Raw genomic sequence first — 15940 nt, 5'->3', positions numbered from 1 at the left:
ACATTTTATTATTTTGTTTCTATACTGAAATTCGGCAGTTTGCTCATTAACCAGAGCTCATTGCTTGAGCTCACCAACCAGAGGAGGAGAAGCAATGACTACACCAACCAGAACCGCACAGTCCACACAACCACCGAAGGAATTCACGGCAGCAGTCGTGGAAGAATTCGGCCCTAATGTCACCGTCCGTGCAGAAAAACTCCCAGAACCCGGCGAGCACCAAGCACTCGTGAAACTCGAGGCATCCGGGATTTGTCACACCGACCTGCACGCTGCAGAAGGTGACTGGCCCGTAAAACCAGAACCACCGTTTATCCCCGGACACGAGGGAGTAGGGCGCGTCGTCAAGCTTGGGCCGGGTGAACAGTTCGTGAACGAAGGCGACCTTGTCGGCAACGCCTGGCTCTGGTCGACGTGCGGCGAATGTGAATCCTGCTTAACTGGCTGGGAAACCCGCTGCGTGAAAGCAGAGTACGGCGGCTATACCGTCGACGGAAGCTTCGGCGAATATATGCTCGTTGACACACGCTACTGCGCACGCATCCCGGAAGGTAGCGACCCGGTAGAAGTCGCACCGATCCTATGTGCAGGCGTGACCGTATACAAAGGTCTGAAAATGACCGAGACCAAGCCCGGTCAATATGTCGTCATCTCCGGTATCGGCGGCCTGGGGCACCTGGCGGTGCAATACGCCGACGCGATGGGCATGCGGGTTATCGCCGTTGATATTTCCGATTCCAAGCTGGAGCTGGCCAAGCGCCACGGCGCAGAATTTACCGTGAACGCCAGCGAAGTTGACCCGGTACAGGCGGTGCAGGACTTTACTGACGGTGGCAGCCACGGAGTGCTGGTGACTGCGGTGCACCCGGATGCTTTCGGGCAAGCCATCGAGATGGCTAAACGCGGCGGAACCATCGTGTTCAATGGCCTGCCATCAGGGGAATTCCCGGCGTCCATCTTCGACATCGTGCTGAAGGGGCTGACAATTCGTGGCTCGCTCGTCGGCACGCGTCAAGACCTGGCCGAGGCCATTGATTTTTATGCGCGCGGCAAGGTGAAACCAGATGTCACCGAATGCAGCATTCACGATGTCAACGACGTGTTCAAACAGCTGCACGACGGCAGCATCGATGGACGAAAAGTCATCCGTTACGACTAAGCGCCTTGCAGAGTGTTCCAGCAGATTTGCACAGGTGCGCGGCTATCGACGAAGATGGAGCGGGTGAATGAGCCGGCCGGGCGATCGCGGCTGACAAACTGTGCTGACAGCTGGTGGGCGCAAGTGAAAGTCGAGGAAAGTCCGGACTCCACAGAGCACGGTGGTTGCTAACGGCAACCCGGGGTGACCCGCGGGCAAGTGCAACAGAAAGTAGACCGCCTTGTGCCTCCACTTGCGTTTCGGCTCAAGTTGGGGACACAAGGTAAGGGTGAAACGGTGCGTTAAGAGCGCACCAGCATCGTCAGTGATGGCGGTGGCTGGGTAAACCCCACCGGGAGCAAGGCATCACGGCCCTGCCACGTTGCAGGGCCCGATCAGGCGTTTTAAGGCTGCTCGCCCGAGCCTGAAGGTAGCTGCTGGAACCAACTGGCAACGGTTGGTCTAGATGGATGTTCGCCGCGCGGCGTTCCGCTTAATGGGGCGCTGCGGTTAGACAGAATCCGGCTTATAGGCCGGCTCATTCGCCCTTAATCTTCTACCTTGGCGGGCTCGCCAGCGGCCAGCTTCACCAGCAGGAAGCCATCATCTGCCAGATCTGCCGCGAAGTTTTCCGCGCGGTTGCTGGGGACATAGGCAATAACAGCGCTAGATAGCCCCGCATGCGCCGAGCGCGCGGCCACCGCGCCGCGGACCGTGACCAGCTCCGCGAGCTTTTCTGCGGAATCGAAACCATAAATATTGGTCAGCGAGGCCTGCGACTGCAAGACAATGGGGAAAAGCTCGTTGCGGCGGTGCGAGCGCAGGTAGCGCACGAAGTGCTCCACGCGGGAGGTCTCTTCCTCATAAAATGCCATCCACTCAGTAGCCGCATTGATGCTGGGGCGGCCCTCCTCGCCGTAGACCTTGTGCACCGCCTTGAGCCACTCCACCACGCGCTGTTGTGCATCGGGCAATAAGCGCAGCGACTCCGTGCCGAAGGAATGGCAGGCATCATCGATAAACTGCTGGCGCTGGCGGATAGCGTCAATTGCCTGTGACTGTTCTTCCGCAGTGTTCCCGGGCACCGCCACGGTGAAGGCCACCACGTCTTGGTCCACGACGTGGGGCGCGTGGGTGACCGAGCCATCGGCATAGTCGATGATGCAGACACCGTCGCCACTGCTGCGCAGCGCGGCGGTGTGGCGCGCGCGAAGGGCGGGCTTATGGGCAAAGGTGGTCACCGCCTGGGTGCAGACATCCGCAACGCGCACGCGCAAGGGCGCGTCGAGGTTATCGGTTGGGCCCATTAAGGCAAGCGCTACGGCAACATCCGCCGCCGATGCGGCGCCTAAGCCGATATCGTTGGGGATATCGCTCACGATGGTGATATCCGCCCCAGCCGTCTCCCTGGACAGTAACTGGCGGTTGACCATGGTGTGCACGATGCCGCCGATGCGCGCGGCCAGCCCACCTTCTGGTGCGGGCGGGATGACCGGCTGCCCCTCTGAGTCCGTCGTGGGTTGTTGCGCCGCAGCGAGCGCAGCTACCTCCTGCAGGCCAATGGAATCGTGTGCAGGCTCCCCGATTGCCGGCACGTAGTGGACGGAAACGATGCCATCCTTGCGCGAACTGACGGCCGCCGCCGCGCGGAGATCCGACAGGCTTGCGGCGACGATGCCCCCATAATGATCGATATGCTCACCAATGAGCGGCCAGGTCGCGGGCGCGCTGGCGACATGGGTGGGCTCCGTTTCCACGATAGAGGCGTGTTGTTGTGCAACGCGCTCAGCAATAGGGGATTTAGGCGTCGACCACAGTGGCATGAAGGCAAAAGCTCCTTTTCCAATTCGGCGGATAAAAATCACGCGGCTACGTGGCGCGGGCTAGCGCCATGGACAAAGTAGCCGATAAAGCGGCTCCCTTGCTCTGCTTGACGGTGCAAGGGAGGCATGAAAAGAAATACTGCCCTCATATTCTAGCGGGCGCGTGTTTTCATGCATGGGTAGTGTGGGCACCAACCACAGGCGGGCGGCGCACACGTGCTGTCCAAAGTATATAGACGAAAGGGACTACCGTGGCGACTACAGCAGATGAGAAGTGGTATTACGACCCTTCCACCAAGGAAGTCAGCAAGGGCAAAGTATTCGGCTGGGAAAACCGCATGGGACCCTATGGCACCCGCGAGGAGGCCGAGCACGCCATAGAAATTGCGCGCGCTCGCACCAAGGCCGCCGATGCCGCAGATAAAGAAGATGATGGCTGGGACTAGTTTATTTCCCAACCATCACCTGGCAGCTACCAATGCGGCCTAACGCGCCACAACTGGTGTCACGGCCCGTTACTTCTTCAGCTTTTTGCGCAGCGGCTTAAATGCGGCCTTGATGTCCTTGAAAGACTCGTTGTAATCATCCAAGGCGGCCAGGCCGATGGCGCGTTCGCGCTGGTACAGCAGGCCGTAACCAAAGGTATCTTCCCCGCGGCGGTGCGCGTTCTGGGATAGCTCGAGCAATTTATCCCGCGAGGTAACCGAGTCTTGGAAATCCCCCAAGACCGATTGCATCTTTTTGCAGGCCTTGTACAGGCGCTTGGTCTTTAGCTTCGTTGCTGAACCAGCTGCCTCTGCTGCGTAACGCAACTTCTTGGCCGCCTTGCGCATATCGTGGAAATAATCCTCGCGCTCGTGCAGTGAAAGCTCCGCGTTATCCCAGTTCTCCACTGCCTTCTTGTGTCGCTTGACCAGCTTCTTATAGGCCTTTTCTAGGTGGCGTGCCATAACGGCATCGACGTCCTCGGCCTCCGCATCGCCGGTGGAAGGTGACTTTTCCGTCTTCTTTTCAGCGGTCGGTTCTTCCTCTGCGGGGTGCGTTTCCGCGGATTCTTCGGCTGAATTATCGGTTGCATCTCCGGGCGCTTTCTCAGTCGCGTCCACGGCAGCGGAATCGTCATCACCGTCGGCATCTTCTGCGGATTGAGAACCGGCAGTAGGGGGATCTGCCAATAGGCGGTCGAGGGACTCGAGCAATTCGAGGTATTCTTCAGAATTTAGCGCGGCGATAACCCTGCGGTGCGCCCGCCGGTAGGCCGTTCCCATATCGCGGGAGATGTGTTCGCGGGTGGCAGCATCCAAGGTATCGGAGTCCTCGGACTCCAAGAGCTCTTGCCAGCGCTCTTCCACAACCTCTGCATCGCGGGCTACGCCCAAAATGCTGGCGAGCTCTTTGAGATCGGCTTCGATCTTCTCAATCTGTGGGCCGACGACAATGCCGTGAAAAGTCTGCAGGTGGCTGCGCAGCTCGCGGGTGGCCACGCGCATCTGGTGCACCGAGTCCCACTCATCGCGGCGAACGCGCGGATCGTAATCAATGAGCTTGTCCCGGTTGGCTTGCAGCGCTGTAATCACTGCGGCTGCTGGGGAATCCTCATCAACGTCTGGGGTAATGAGCGCGGGCGGTAGGGGAGCATTGTTGTAGGAATCTCCCAAGGCCGACTTCAACTTAGACGGAGACGAAGAAACGCGAGCCCCAGCGCCGATGAGAAGGGAGGTGGCGCGGCGAATGAAGTGGCTTCCCGCTTCGGTGCCTGGAAGCTCACCGGCAAGCTCTACCTCCCATTCGCGCCAGGATTGCTGCTGCCCGCCGGGCAGGAAGGAAAAGGCGGTGACGTGGTCATCGCAGAATTCCGCGACCGGATTATTGTGTTCGTCTGCAAGCAGCATCTCGGTGCGGTTATTATCCACCTGCGCAATGGGGTTTAACTCGTTGTGACGAACGATGGAACGCACCTGCCGTACCAGCTCTTGGGGCACCTCGTACTTGCCGTCTACCGGTTCTCCCAGCTCGGCATGGATCTCGGTCCGGCCACCCTCGCTGGGGATCTTGATGTGCCAGCCATCGTCATTGCCGCCGGTGCGGCGGCGTAAGGTGATTTTGGCGTGCGTTAGGCGCAAATCTTCCGTGTCGTAATAGATGGCGGATAGAGCGTGGTGGCGCGTTTCTGCAATATGGTCAACGGATTCGAGTCGAGTGAGTTCAGGTAGTTGAGTCGATTCTGCTACGGCGAATTTCGCTTCTACTTCCAGGAAAGTCTGTGTTGACATTCACATACCCTTAAGCTTTTACAACAATTAATTTCACCTGTGATCCTACCCGTGACGCGCAGCGACCGCCTGAAAAATTTCGCAGCGTTTGCTGTGCGCACTGGTAGAAATGCGCAGCCGACACCTTGGGCTGAAAGCGGGTAGAAGAAGCCGCGGGGTGAGGGGCTGCCGGTATTAAGAATCGATGCCAGTGGCAGGCCCACCCAAGTGAGACTTATCCGCGGCCGTGATGCCATCAGTGATGCCATGCAGGCTATTCATGGATAGCGAGGATGTGGTCAGGTTGGGAAATAGGCGGTCTCGGGTTTCCTCAGCATGATCGGTGCGCGCTTGGAGCGCAGGTAGCGTCTGAGTGGCGATGAGTTCTGCGTGGTGGCTGCAATAGGGAGATTCATCGAGTTTTTCTTCGATCCCGTCTTCATTGGCCAGCTCCAGCAGCTCCCCGATCCGGGCGGCATAGGAAAGCCGAAAGCTCCGGCGATAGGACGCGGTGGTCTGTGTCGCGCGTGCAAACTCGGCACCCTCGCTATTGCGCATGTACCAATCGCATTGGCGGTTCAGCGAGGAGAACAGATCGGCACAGTGGGCGGCGTCTTCGGGCGCGCCGATGATGCAGGCAAGGCCCTTTTCGTGGATGAGGAGGGTGGTGCACCCATTGGCATTGGCGATGGTGCCTAACAAGGTGACCTGGTGTTTGATATATGGCGGGTGAACGTGCACGCGGTGGGAAATGAGGCGGGGCTGGTCCACGGTTAAGAGATCTTCGATGCGGTATTTCTGCTGCAGCGACTGGGCCTTAGAAATAAGCACCTCTGCCTCTTCTGCAAAGGACGTGGACTCGGCCTTGCGCAATAGCCCCAAAACCTTGTGGCGGATTTTATCCTGCTTATCGCTAGAGTCACCAGCCTGGCTCAACTCGCCGCCTGCTAAAAGTTCGGTATCGCGCAAACGCGGCAGGTGCACCAGCTCTTTCATGATGGCGCGCATTTTATCGGGGGGAATGAAACTTTCTTGCGGTGCTTCTAATTGCAGCCACGCTTTGCGCAGCGCGGGTGAGGTGATGCGGGCAGGTACGTGCGGGCTAGCGCGGTAGATGAGGGGATAGGAATAAGCGCCCAGGACGTGGCGTAAATCGTCCGGGGACCACCCGTATTGGGCGGCAGTAACTATGGCATCGATAACGCTGGCAGAAAGTTCATCAACGTGGGAGGTCATACTAGTTTCTTCCTTTAGAAAGGTTGTACAGGTGTTCGCTTGCCCCACTAGCAAAGCACGTGCGCGCAGCCGTACCTGCTCCTATAACCCCCGCTAGCTACCCCCTGAATACTCTGGCGACCTGCGAATCTGACCATGTGGAAATTGACTAATGAACTGCACACTGCCTAGCGGTGAGCCGGTAAGGTTTAGGGCATGAATAGCCAACACGAATTCGTCTTACGCACCGTTGAGGAACGCGATATCCGCTTTATCCGCTTGTGGTTTACGGATATCATGGGCGCCCTCAAATCCGTAGTGATGAGCCCCTCCGAACTCGAATCCGCCTTTGAGGAGGGGATTGGCTTTGATGGTTCTTCGGTAGAGGGATTTTCCCGCATCTCGGAATCAGACACCATTGCGCTGCCGGATCCCTCCACCTTCCAAATCCTGCCCTTTGATGACAACGAGCCGGACCTACAAACGGCGCGCATGTTCTGCGATATTGCGCAGCCAGACGGCCAGCCCTCCGTGGTAGATCCGCGCCATATCCTGCGCCGCCAGGTCACCGAGGCTGCCAACGATGGTTTTACCTGCATGGCCTCGCCAGAAATCGAGTTCTACCTGCTGGAACACAGCAAGGAACTGACAGACCTGGTCCCCACCGATAATGGCGGGTACTTCGATCAGGCGACGCACGATACCGCGCCGCTCTTTCGCCGCCGCGCTATGTTGGCATTGGAATCGCTCGGCATCGCCACCGAATTTAGCCACCACGAAACCGCGCCGGGCCAGCAGGAAATCGATCTCCGCCATGCCGACGTGCTGACCATGGCGGATAATATTATGACCTTCCGGCGGGTGATTAAGCAGGTTGCCACGGATTCCAATGTGCGGGCAACGTTTATGCCCAAGCCCTTTGAGGATCTCCCGGGCTCCGGAATGCATACGCACTTTAGCCTTTTTGAAGGCCAGTCCAATGCCTTCCACGATCCGGACGATGAATTTTCGCTCTCGCGCACCGCTAAGCAATTCATCGCCGGAATTTTGGAGCACTCCACGGAGATGAGCCCCATTATCAACCAGTGGCCCAACTCCTATAAGAGGCTGATGTTTGGCAATGAAGCACCGGGTTCGGCCACCTGGGGCGTGCAGAACCGCTCCGCCCTGGTGCGCGTACCAACGTATCGCCTGACCAAGGAGGAATCGCGCCGGGTGGAAATCCGGTCCATCGATGCTTCCATGAACCCATACTTGGGTTATGCGGTCATTCTCGCAGCCGGGCTGCGAGGCATCCGGGAAGGCTACGAATTAGACGAGCCCGCGGAAGACGATGTCCACCAGCTCACCCACCGCGAACGCCGCGCCATGGGGTATAAGGATCTGCCCTCCAGCATGGACCAGGCCCTGCGCGAGTTCGAAAAGTCCGAATTTATGGCGGAGGTCTTGGGCGAGCACGTCTTCGAGTTCTTCTTGCGCGCCAAATGGGAAGAATGGCGCGATTACCAGCGCCAAATTACCACAGTCGAGCTGCGCAACAACCTGAACTTCTAGGAGAATAATGCGTCCTGCCACGGTGCCTTCGCCGGCGTCGCTGGGCCTTAGCCGGTCCCATGCCGCACAAGACTTAGAACAACTGGGATGGAATAATCCGGAGTCCGTTGATCTCTTATGGACGCTGGCTGCGGTCGGTGATCCAGATTTGGCGCTTAATAACCTCGTGCGCATTTACGAGCAGGCCCCGGAGCTCGATGCGGAAATCCGCAGCAACGAGCAAGTGCGGGTGCGCCTTCTCGCGCTCTTGGGTGCGTCGACGGCGTTCGGGGATCACCTCGCCGCCCACCCGGAGCTGTGGGAGGAGCTGAAAAAGCCCCTCCCAGAGCCAGAAGAGATGCTGACTAGCCTGCTTGAAACGGTGGGGGCGCAGCCGGCAACGTTCGCTGCAGAGCTCGATGCTCCTGATCCAGCGAGGGACGATCTCAGTGCGCCGGGTACGTACCGCGCGAGCGAGGGCGAGCATAAAAAGGAGATGCGGACCCAGTACCGCACGCTGATGATGCGGCTTGCCGCGCACGATGTGGCGGGAACCTTCCACTCCCGCAAGGGGCAATCCCGCCCGCAGCCGGAGGTAAGCTTCCGGCAGGTCACCACGCTGACGACTGCGCTTGCCGATGCCGCCCTTACCGCCTCCCTTGCCGTTGCGGTGCGCAAGATCTACGGCGATGATCCGCTCGATGCGCAGCTTGCGGTCATGGCGATGGGCAAGTGCGGTGCCGGCGAGCTCAACTACATTTCCGATGTGGACGTTATCTTCGTCGGCAGCGAGGCAACGCCCAAGGCCACCAGGCTAGCTGCGGAGTTTAACCGGATTGGTTCCACGACATTTTTTGATGTCGATGCGAACCTGCGGCCGGAGGGTAAGTCTGGGGCGCTGGTGCGCACGCTGGATTCGCACGTGACCTACTACCGTCGGTGGGCAGAAACCTGGGAATTCCAGGCCCTGCTCAAGGCGCGGGCGATGACCGGCTACCTGCCGCTGGGGCAGGACTATCTGGAACAGATTCGGCCGATGGTGTGGACGGCCTCGCAGCGCGATTCCTTCGTGGAAGACGTCCAAGCCATGCGCCGGCGCGTATTGGACAATGTGCCGGATGAGCTCAAACATCGCGAGCTCAAGCTGGGCGTCGGTGGGCTGCGCGATATTGAATTCGCGGTGCAATTGCTGCAATTGGTGCACGGTCGCTCCGATGAATCCCTGCGCGCGTTGTCGACGGTAGATGCCCTCGATGCGCTTATCTCTGCAGGCTACGTGGGCCGCGAAGACGGCACGCAGCTCATCGAGGCCTATGAATTCTTGCGCCTTTTAGAACACCGCCTGCAATTGGAGCGCTTCCGCCGCACGCACACCCTGCCGGCAGACGATGATGAAGCGGGCCTGAACTGGCTCGCGGTGATTTCCGGATTCTCCCCGCAGGGCACAAAGTCTGCGGTGCAGGGCATGTTGGCGCATTTGCGCCGCATCAGGATGCGCATTTCCGAGTTGCACTCGCGCCTGTTTTATCGCCCACTTCTCAATTCCGTGGTGACCATGTCCGCCGATGAGCTCAAACTTTCGCCCGAGGCGGCAAAGCTACAGCTTGCGGCATTGGGCTATAGCTCGCCGGATCGCGCCTTCGAGCACCTGACCTCCCTGGCGTCCGGGACGTCGCGCAAGGCACGCATTCAAGCCATCTTGTTGCCCCCCTTGATGGAGTGGTTGGCAGACACCGCGGACCCGGATATGGGGTTGCTCAATTACCGCAAGCTCTCAGAGGCCGCCCGGGATAAGTCGTGGTTCCTGCGGATTTTGCGGGATGAGGGGATCGTCGGCCAGCGCTTAATGCATATTCTGGGAACCTCGCCATTTACCGCGGACCTTATCATCAGCGCCCCGGATTCGGTAAAGCAGCTTTCCGATGGCGCGACCGGCCCCAAGTTGCTCGAAACCAAGCCTGAGCAGGTATCTAAGGCGCTGGTTAATTCCAGCAAACGCCATGCGCACCCGGATAAGGCGGTGGCGGTCGCGCGCTCGCTGCGCAGGGTGGAGCTGGCGCGCATCGCCAGCGGCGATCTCTTAGGGATCATCCCCGTTGAGCAGGTGTGCCAAGAGCTGTCGACTATCTGGAACGCCGTTCTGGAAGCCGCCCTGCGCGCGGAGGTGCGGGCATGGCGGAACGACCACGAGGATGCGGAACCGCCGGCGCGCATTGCGGTGATTGGCATGGGCCGGCTCGGCGGCCGTGAGCTTGGGTTCGGTTCCGATGCGGATGTCCTTTTCGTGGCAGAGCCTGACGCAGCAGACGATGAAGGCGAGGCCATGCGGTGGGCCATCGGGATCGTCGATAAGCTGCGCCGCCGCCTTGCCAAGCCCTCTGGGGATCCTCCCTTGGACGTTGACTTGGGCCTGCGCCCGGAGGGGCGTTCGGGTGCTGTGGTGCGCAGCATTGCCTCCTACAAGCGCTATTACCGCGAGTGGGGCGAGGCCTGGGAAATGCAGGCGTTGCTGCGCGCGGCCTTCATCGCCGGGGATGAGGAAGTGGGCGAGCGCTTTATGGAGATGATCGATGAATACCGCTACCCGGATAGCGGCGCGAGCCAATCCACCATTCGCGCCATCCGGCGCATGAAGGCTCGCGTGGATAATGAGCGCCTGCCGCGGGGAGCTGATCGCACCACCCACACGAAGCTGGGGCGCGGGGCGCTGACCGATATTGAGTGGACGGTGCAGCTGCTGATTATGATGCACGGGCACGAGCATCCAGAGCTGCGCCAACCAGGGACCCTGCCGGTGCTCGATGCGCTGGAAGAAAGCGGCGTCTTAAGCACCGCGCAAACCAGCGACCTGCGAGATGCGTGGTTGATGGCAACGGATGCCCGCAACGCATTGGTGCTGGTGCGCGGCAAGCGGGTGGATCAATTGCCAGGTCCTGGCCCACAATTGGCCCAGGTAGCTGGCGCGGCCGGGTGGACGCCGGAGAATAACCAGGATTTCCTGGATACGTACCTGAAATTGACCCGGCACGCGCGCAAGGTGGTCGATGAAGTCTTTTGGGGAGAGGAGGAATCCTTCGAGCATTCTTAAAGTTGCCGCATAACTTGGTCTATACAGCGCTCATTCCCTTAACTTTTGAAGTATCGGGCCCTAAAGTAGGAACAAGTTAGAGAAAGGATCTTTGGTATGTCATTTCAGCTGCAGCTTGATGTGGACTCCGCCACCGTTGGAGAATTGGCCGCCTTGCTTTCCGCCGCTCGCGCGGCAGGGGTACGCGATGATGACGTTCTAAAATTAGATGGCTCCACCTTGACCATCGCGGTATCGGCCCCGCAGACGGGTGCGTCCCGCGCCGGGCAGAACCTCGATGCATCGCATCGCCAAGACGACCTTGATCGTGAGGGCGGTGCGGACTCCCGCTCGCGCGGGCGCGGCGACGGCATTGGGGAGGCCACGATCCGCTCGCTCATCGATATCTTGAATGAACGCGGCACTGGCAATTCCTCGCGCGGTAATGGATACGGATTCTTCGGGGGAAGTTCGGATTAACATGGCTAAATCACCGGAAGCCCACCGCAGGAAGCTTATCTACCTTTGGGGTTGTATCGCCGTGGCGGCAATTATCGCCGTCGTCGTTGGCACGTGGGCAACCAGCCGCCATCAGCCGCCTAAAGGGACGATGACCGTGGGCGATGCCGTAGCCGGGGGAGTGGTACAGGAAGAAGCGCCCGCTCAGGTTAATGGTGCAGTAGGAGGCGATGCGTCTTCAGAGGCCAATCGGGTGATGTCGCTGGCGAAGGCGTTGGGCATTCCCCTGGAATCGGTGCCGCGCGATATTACCCAGAATAAATCCGGAAAGTCTGATGTCCGGCAGTATCTCGAGCGCGAATTAAAGAGCGCCGTGGCCTCTGGTGAGCTGGATGAAGACGATGAAAAGGCCATCATCGGCGCCTTTGAAAAGGGGATTGTCATCCCTGCCAGCGATGGCATCGTGGCCGAAAGCGCCCCGGCGAATTAGACCAGGCCGTGGCCACGGATTGCCTGCGAACGGCCCCAAGAAGTTTCAGGAAACCGGCAGACTGACGGCATGGCCTTAACAGCTCGTCTCCCTAGAGTTATCCCATAACGAAACGGTAACGAATAATGGTGTTCGTTACCGAGGGACTGGAGGAGACGATGACAATAAGCAATAGATTATCTACAACCTTGGCGGTGGCCGCAGCCATAGTATTTCCTATTAGCGGGGGATTGGCGATTGCCTTTGCGGTGAATACGGTTCCAGCAGAGACCATTGCCCAAGCCGCAACCGGGGATCCATTAATCCTGCACCTCAAGTCCGCACTCGAGGTAGCAACAGCACTAGCGAAGAGATAGCGTGCATACCCCAACTGTGCACCGCCGCTGCTGCTAAAGTGCCAGGCATGTTGGTTGATGCCATTCGCCTGAAATCCATGCCGCGAGATTATCGCCGCAGCCTGCCTGCCTTCGATTACCTAGGGGATTTAAGGCGCTTTTCCTTTACCCGCCCGGTGACGATTTTCGTTGGCGATAACGGCATAGGAAAATCCAGCCTCTTGGCCGCCATGGCAACGGATCTTGGGTGCTCTCCCAAGGGCGGCCGGATGGGGGATCCGGAAGCAATCTTGCCAGTAAGCCCGGTGGCTTGTGAGTGCACGGAGCTTATCCAGCGCGCCTATTTCCTGCGGGCGGAAACCCATGAATACCTGCTATCGCGCGAGCAATCCCCCGAGGAAACCGGCGGGCGTTCCACCCTGCCCACCCAGGTGGATGTGCAGGCCCGCTCGCACGGCGAGTCCGTCTTCGATGTGCTCTATGAGCGAGTTGACGGCGCTGGGGTCTATATTCTGGATGAACCAGAATCGGGATTGTCCGTCGTCCGGCAATTGGCATTGATAGCGGAAATCGCCCAGGCCGTTGACCGCGGTGCGCAGGTATTTATCGCCACGCATTCACCCATCCTATTAGGCTGCCCCAATGCCGATATCGTGGAATTAAATGACACCGGCTTTCAGCGCATTTCCTTTGACGAGGCCGAGGCCGTGGCCGCTACCAGGGAGTTCCTCGAGGACCCTGAGGGGACTATCAACTTTATCTTGGACCCAGACGCAGAAGATGCAGAGGCGGCCGACACCGCGGTGGACGAGGCCGAAAGGCCCGAATAGACCGCTAGGTTACTTCTACGATCCGCACGGATGGCCCCGCGTAGCCGCCGCGCCGGCGCAGGATGTGGGTGATGACGACACCAGCCATGCCGCACAGCCATACGGCGAGGACGGCGAGGGCGGCGGAGGTGAAATCGGGCATAGAGTAATTGGGGGCATCGGCAGAGTGATCCAAGACCATGCCGAATAATTGCGCGCCCAACATGCCGGAGGTAAACCCGCCCATATTACCCAAGCCGGTAGCGGTGGCCACGACAGAGCGGTCCATGTTCTCGCGGATGATGTCGAAGCCATAATTCGACGTCGGCGTGCACAGCGCCAAGATAAAGGAGACCACGGTGATGGCCGCCAGACCCCCGCCGGTGCCGAAGGCGAAGAATAGTACCCAGGTCAGCACGTGCAGGCACACGAACCCGAGCGCGACCCATGGGCGGATATTCTGCGCGCGGGAGGAAATCCGGCCGTGTAAGGGCCCGACCAGAACCAAAAATACGGCCAAGAGGGTCAGCACGAGGCTGGCCTTGCCCTTGGATAGTTCCATGCCTTGGGTCATCATGGGCATGCCCCACAGCATGACAAAGACAATCAGCGGCAACATGCCGCTGTAGTGAATAAAGTATGCTTGCCAGGCGATGGGCGAGGTAAAGACCGCCTTTAAGCGGGCACCGATGCTGCTGCCCTGGGAATTGGGCGGTTCTTTTTCTAAAGGGATAACCCCGAGCTTCTCTGGGGAGTCAGCGACCGCGACGGCGGCGGCAATGGCAACGAGGATGCCTACTGCGCCCAAGGTCACGAACGCCGCGGTCCATCCCGCAGTTCCTAGCAACCAGAGGAAGGGGACGGCGGAAATGAATTGGCCCATCTGGCCAATGGAGGAGGTCACCTGGGTAAACATCGGTGTGCGGTGCAGCGGGAACCAGTAAGGCAGGATGCGCATCACCGATAAGAAGCCCGTGGCATCGCCGGCGCCGATGAGCACGCGTGCGAAGATAGCTACCCCGTAATTGCTGGTAAAGCCGAGTATGACCTGGCCAACGCCCATAATGACCGCGCCCACCACGAGCAGGATGCGGGGGCCAAATTTATCGATCAGCATGCCGGTGGGGATCTGCGCGATGGCATAAACGCCCAATTGCACGGAGGTAAATACCGCGATGCGCCCGGCATCGACGTCGAAGCGCTCGATGGCATCAAGGCCGGCGACGCCGAAGGAAGACCGCCCGGTAATGGCTACGAGGTAGACCGCTATTGCCGCGATCCAAATCATTAACGCCTGGGTTGTGATAACTTCTCTGGGATTTGGCTGCGACATGGCTGATACCTTACGCGTTAACTACTAGGATTCATCTTGTGAAGTATATTTCGACCCGTGATACCACCGGCCAGCCCGCATCCTTTACGGATATCCTTTTAGGAGGGCTCGCGCCCGATGGCGGCCTTTACCTGCCTGAAACCTACCCGCAACTAGATTCCGCCACGTTGGATGCGTGGCGCGATGTGGTGAAAACCAACGGCTATGCCGCCCTTGCGGCCGAGGTCATCAAGCTGTTTATCGATGATATTCCAGACGAGGATCTGGATAAAATCGCAGCCCGGGCATATACCAACCCGAAGTTTGCCTCCCCAGAGATCGTGCCGGTCACTGAGCTTGGCGATGCCCTCTTTATCGGCCACCTGTCCGAGGGCCCCACCGCTGCATTTAAAGATATGGCCATGCAGCTTTTGGGCGAGCTTTTTGAATACGAGCTTGCCCGCCGCGGGGAGACGCTGAATATTTTGGGCGCTACCTCTGGCGATACCGGCTCTTCTGCTGAGTACGCCATGCGCGGGCGCGACGGCATCCGCGTTTTCATGTTGACCCCAGCCGGGCGCATGACCGCCTTCCAGCAGGCCCAAATGTTTGGCCTGGATGATCCGAATATCTTCAATATCGCCCTCGACGGTGTCTTTGATGATTGCCAGGACGTGGTAAAGGCCGTCTCCAGCGATGCGGAATTTAAGGCCAACTACCGCATCGGCGCGGTCAACTCCATTAACTGGGCGCGCCTGCTAGCCCAGGTGGTTTACTATATTTCCTGCTGGATCAAGGTCACCGATACTAACGAGCAGAAGGTATCCTTTAGCGTTCCTACCGGTAACTTCGGCGATATCTGCGCTGGTCACATCGCGCGCAGCATGGGCCTTCCCATCGATCGCCTCATCGTGGCGACGAATGAGAATGACGTCTTGGATGAGTTCTTCCGCACCGGCAACTACCGCCCGCGTCCGGCCGCGGAAACCATGGCCACCTCGTCGCCGTCTATGGATATTTCCCGCGCCTCGAACTTCGAGCGCTTCGCCTTCGATCTTTTAGGCCGCGATGCTGCCCGCGTTGCGGATCTCTTTGGCACCAAGGTCAAAGAAGGCGGGTTTAACCTGGAAGAAGAGCTCATCACGGCCGCGCGTGAAGACTACGGTTTCTTTTCCGGTTCCTCCACCCACGATGATCGGCTCGCCACCATCAAGGACGTCCACGAGCGCTATGGTTACCTGGCGGATCCGCACACGGCCGATGGCATCAAGGTGGCGCGTGCGGCCCAAAAAGAGGGCGTGACGACGCCCATTATCTGCCTGGAAACGGCACTGCCGGTAAAATTCAGCGAAACCATTACCGAGGCCATCGGGAGCGCGCCGCAGCCACCGGAGCGTTTCGCTGACATCCTAGATGCGGAGCGCCACGTGGCGGATCTGCCCAACGATGCCGCAGCGGTCAAGGACTTTATTACCTCGAGCATCAAGAACACGGAGGTGTAGCAACC

At 59.2% G+C, this 15940-nt stretch carries 12 protein-coding genes and 1 other RNA gene; 9 read left to right on the top strand and 4 right to left on the bottom strand.

Annotated elements, in window-relative coordinates; all coding sequences use genetic code 11:
• The first annotated feature begins 94 nt into the window (after window positions 1-94).
• Complete coding sequence (gene adhP, locus CACC_RS08360) at window positions 95-1159, top strand: alcohol dehydrogenase AdhP (protein ID WP_005278221.1); 1065 nt, start codon at window positions 95-97, stop codon at window positions 1157-1159.
• Window positions 1160-1227: 68 nt separating this feature from the next.
• Window positions 1228-1683, top strand: an RNA gene (gene rnpB / locus CACC_RS08355) — RNase P RNA component class A.
• Between the two features lie 3 nt (window positions 1684-1686).
• Here rnpB and CACC_RS08350 read toward each other — a convergent pair.
• Entirely contained in the window at window positions 1687-2961 is a 1275-nt protein-coding gene (locus tag CACC_RS08350) for a galactokinase family protein (RefSeq protein WP_005278225.1), read from the bottom strand.
• A 251-nt stretch (window positions 2962-3212) separates the two neighbouring features.
• On the opposite strand from CACC_RS08350, the gene CACC_RS08345 reads away from it, so the two are divergent.
• Window positions 3213-3407, top strand: coding sequence for a hypothetical protein (locus CACC_RS08345; protein WP_005278227.1), 195 nt, complete (start codon window positions 3213-3215; stop codon window positions 3405-3407).
• A gap of 69 nt (window positions 3408-3476) precedes the next feature.
• Here the strand turns inward: CACC_RS08345 and CACC_RS08340 are convergent, their stop codons facing one another.
• Window positions 3477-5234: a CYTH and CHAD domain-containing protein gene (locus CACC_RS08340; RefSeq protein ID WP_005278229.1), complete on the bottom strand. Its 1758-nt coding sequence runs from the start codon at window positions 5232-5234 to the stop codon at window positions 3477-3479.
• A 174-nt stretch (window positions 5235-5408) separates the two neighbouring features.
• On the bottom strand, window positions 5409-6449 hold the full coding sequence (locus CACC_RS08335; RefSeq protein ID WP_005278233.1) for a DUF2786 domain-containing protein: 1041 nt from the start codon (window positions 6447-6449) through the stop codon (window positions 5409-5411).
• A gap of 195 nt (window positions 6450-6644) precedes the next feature.
• Here CACC_RS08335 and CACC_RS08330 point away from each other — a divergent pair, with 195 nt between their 5' ends.
• The 5 genes from CACC_RS08330 to CACC_RS08310 all read left to right on the top strand — a co-directional run bounded on the left by CACC_RS08330 (window position 6645) and on the right by CACC_RS08310 (window position 13142).
• The gene (locus CACC_RS08330) at window positions 6645-7982 is read left to right on the top strand and encodes a glutamine synthetase family protein (protein ID WP_005278236.1); all 1338 of its coding nucleotides are present in this window, start codon (window positions 6645-6647) and stop codon (window positions 7980-7982) included.
• Between the two features lie 7 nt (window positions 7983-7989).
• Entirely contained in the window at window positions 7990-11049 is a 3060-nt protein-coding gene (locus CACC_RS08325; RefSeq protein ID WP_005278238.1) for a bifunctional [glutamine synthetase] adenylyltransferase/[glutamine synthetase]-adenylyl-L-tyrosine phosphorylase, read from the top strand.
• A 96-nt stretch (window positions 11050-11145) separates the two neighbouring features.
• Entirely contained in the window at window positions 11146-11508 is a 363-nt protein-coding gene (locus CACC_RS08320) for a hypothetical protein (protein WP_005278240.1), read from the top strand.
• 1 nt (window position 11509) lies between these two features.
• Entirely contained in the window at window positions 11510-11977 is a 468-nt protein-coding gene (locus CACC_RS08315) for a hypothetical protein (protein WP_005278242.1), read from the top strand.
• 403 nt (window positions 11978-12380) lie between these two features.
• Complete coding sequence (locus tag CACC_RS08310; RefSeq protein WP_005278254.1) at window positions 12381-13142, top strand: AAA family ATPase; 762 nt, start codon at window positions 12381-12383, stop codon at window positions 13140-13142.
• 4 nt (window positions 13143-13146) lie between these two features.
• Here the strand turns inward: CACC_RS08310 and CACC_RS08305 are convergent, their stop codons facing one another.
• Window positions 13147-14454: an MFS transporter gene (locus tag CACC_RS08305; RefSeq protein WP_005278265.1), complete on the bottom strand. Its 1308-nt coding sequence runs from the start codon at window positions 14452-14454 to the stop codon at window positions 13147-13149.
• Between the two features lie 38 nt (window positions 14455-14492).
• Here CACC_RS08305 and thrC point away from each other — a divergent pair, with 38 nt between their 5' ends.
• Window positions 14493-15935, top strand: coding sequence for a threonine synthase (gene thrC, locus CACC_RS08300; protein ID WP_005278277.1), 1443 nt, complete (start codon window positions 14493-14495; stop codon window positions 15933-15935).
• The last annotated feature ends 5 nt before the right edge of the window (window positions 15936-15940 follow it).

This window comes from Corynebacterium accolens, from assembly GCF_023520795.1.
Classification (GTDB): domain Bacteria; phylum Actinomycetota; class Actinomycetes; order Mycobacteriales; family Mycobacteriaceae; genus Corynebacterium; species Corynebacterium accolens.
The sequence above is the reverse complement of the archived record's forward strand: the minus strand, read 5'-3'. Positions and strand labels throughout refer to the sequence as shown.

Coding starts and splice junctions, on each gene's coding strand:
- CACC_RS08330 (WP_005278236.1), top strand. CDS start 6,645: ATGAATAGCCAACACGAATTCGTCTTACGCACCGTTGAGGAACGCGAT.
- CACC_RS08335 (WP_005278233.1), bottom strand. CDS start 6,449: ATGACCTCCCACGTTGATGAACTTTCTGCCAGCGTTATCGATGCCATA.
- CACC_RS08340 (WP_005278229.1), bottom strand. CDS start 5,234: ATGTCAACACAGACTTTCCTGGAAGTAGAAGCGAAATTCGCCGTAGCA.
- CACC_RS08325 (WP_005278238.1), top strand. CDS start 7,990: ATGCGTCCTGCCACGGTGCCTTCGCCGGCGTCGCTGGGCCTTAGCCGG.
- adhP (WP_005278221.1), top strand. CDS start 95: ATGACTACACCAACCAGAACCGCACAGTCCACACAACCACCGAAGGAA.
- CACC_RS08315 (WP_005278242.1), top strand. CDS start 11,510: ATGGCTAAATCACCGGAAGCCCACCGCAGGAAGCTTATCTACCTTTGG.
- CACC_RS08320 (WP_005278240.1), top strand. CDS start 11,146: ATGTCATTTCAGCTGCAGCTTGATGTGGACTCCGCCACCGTTGGAGAA.
- CACC_RS08305 (WP_005278265.1), bottom strand. CDS start 14,454: ATGTCGCAGCCAAATCCCAGAGAAGTTATCACAACCCAGGCGTTAATG.
- CACC_RS08310 (WP_005278254.1), top strand. CDS start 12,381: ATGTTGGTTGATGCCATTCGCCTGAAATCCATGCCGCGAGATTATCGC.
- CACC_RS08350 (WP_005278225.1), bottom strand. CDS start 2,961: ATGCCACTGTGGTCGACGCCTAAATCCCCTATTGCTGAGCGCGTTGCA.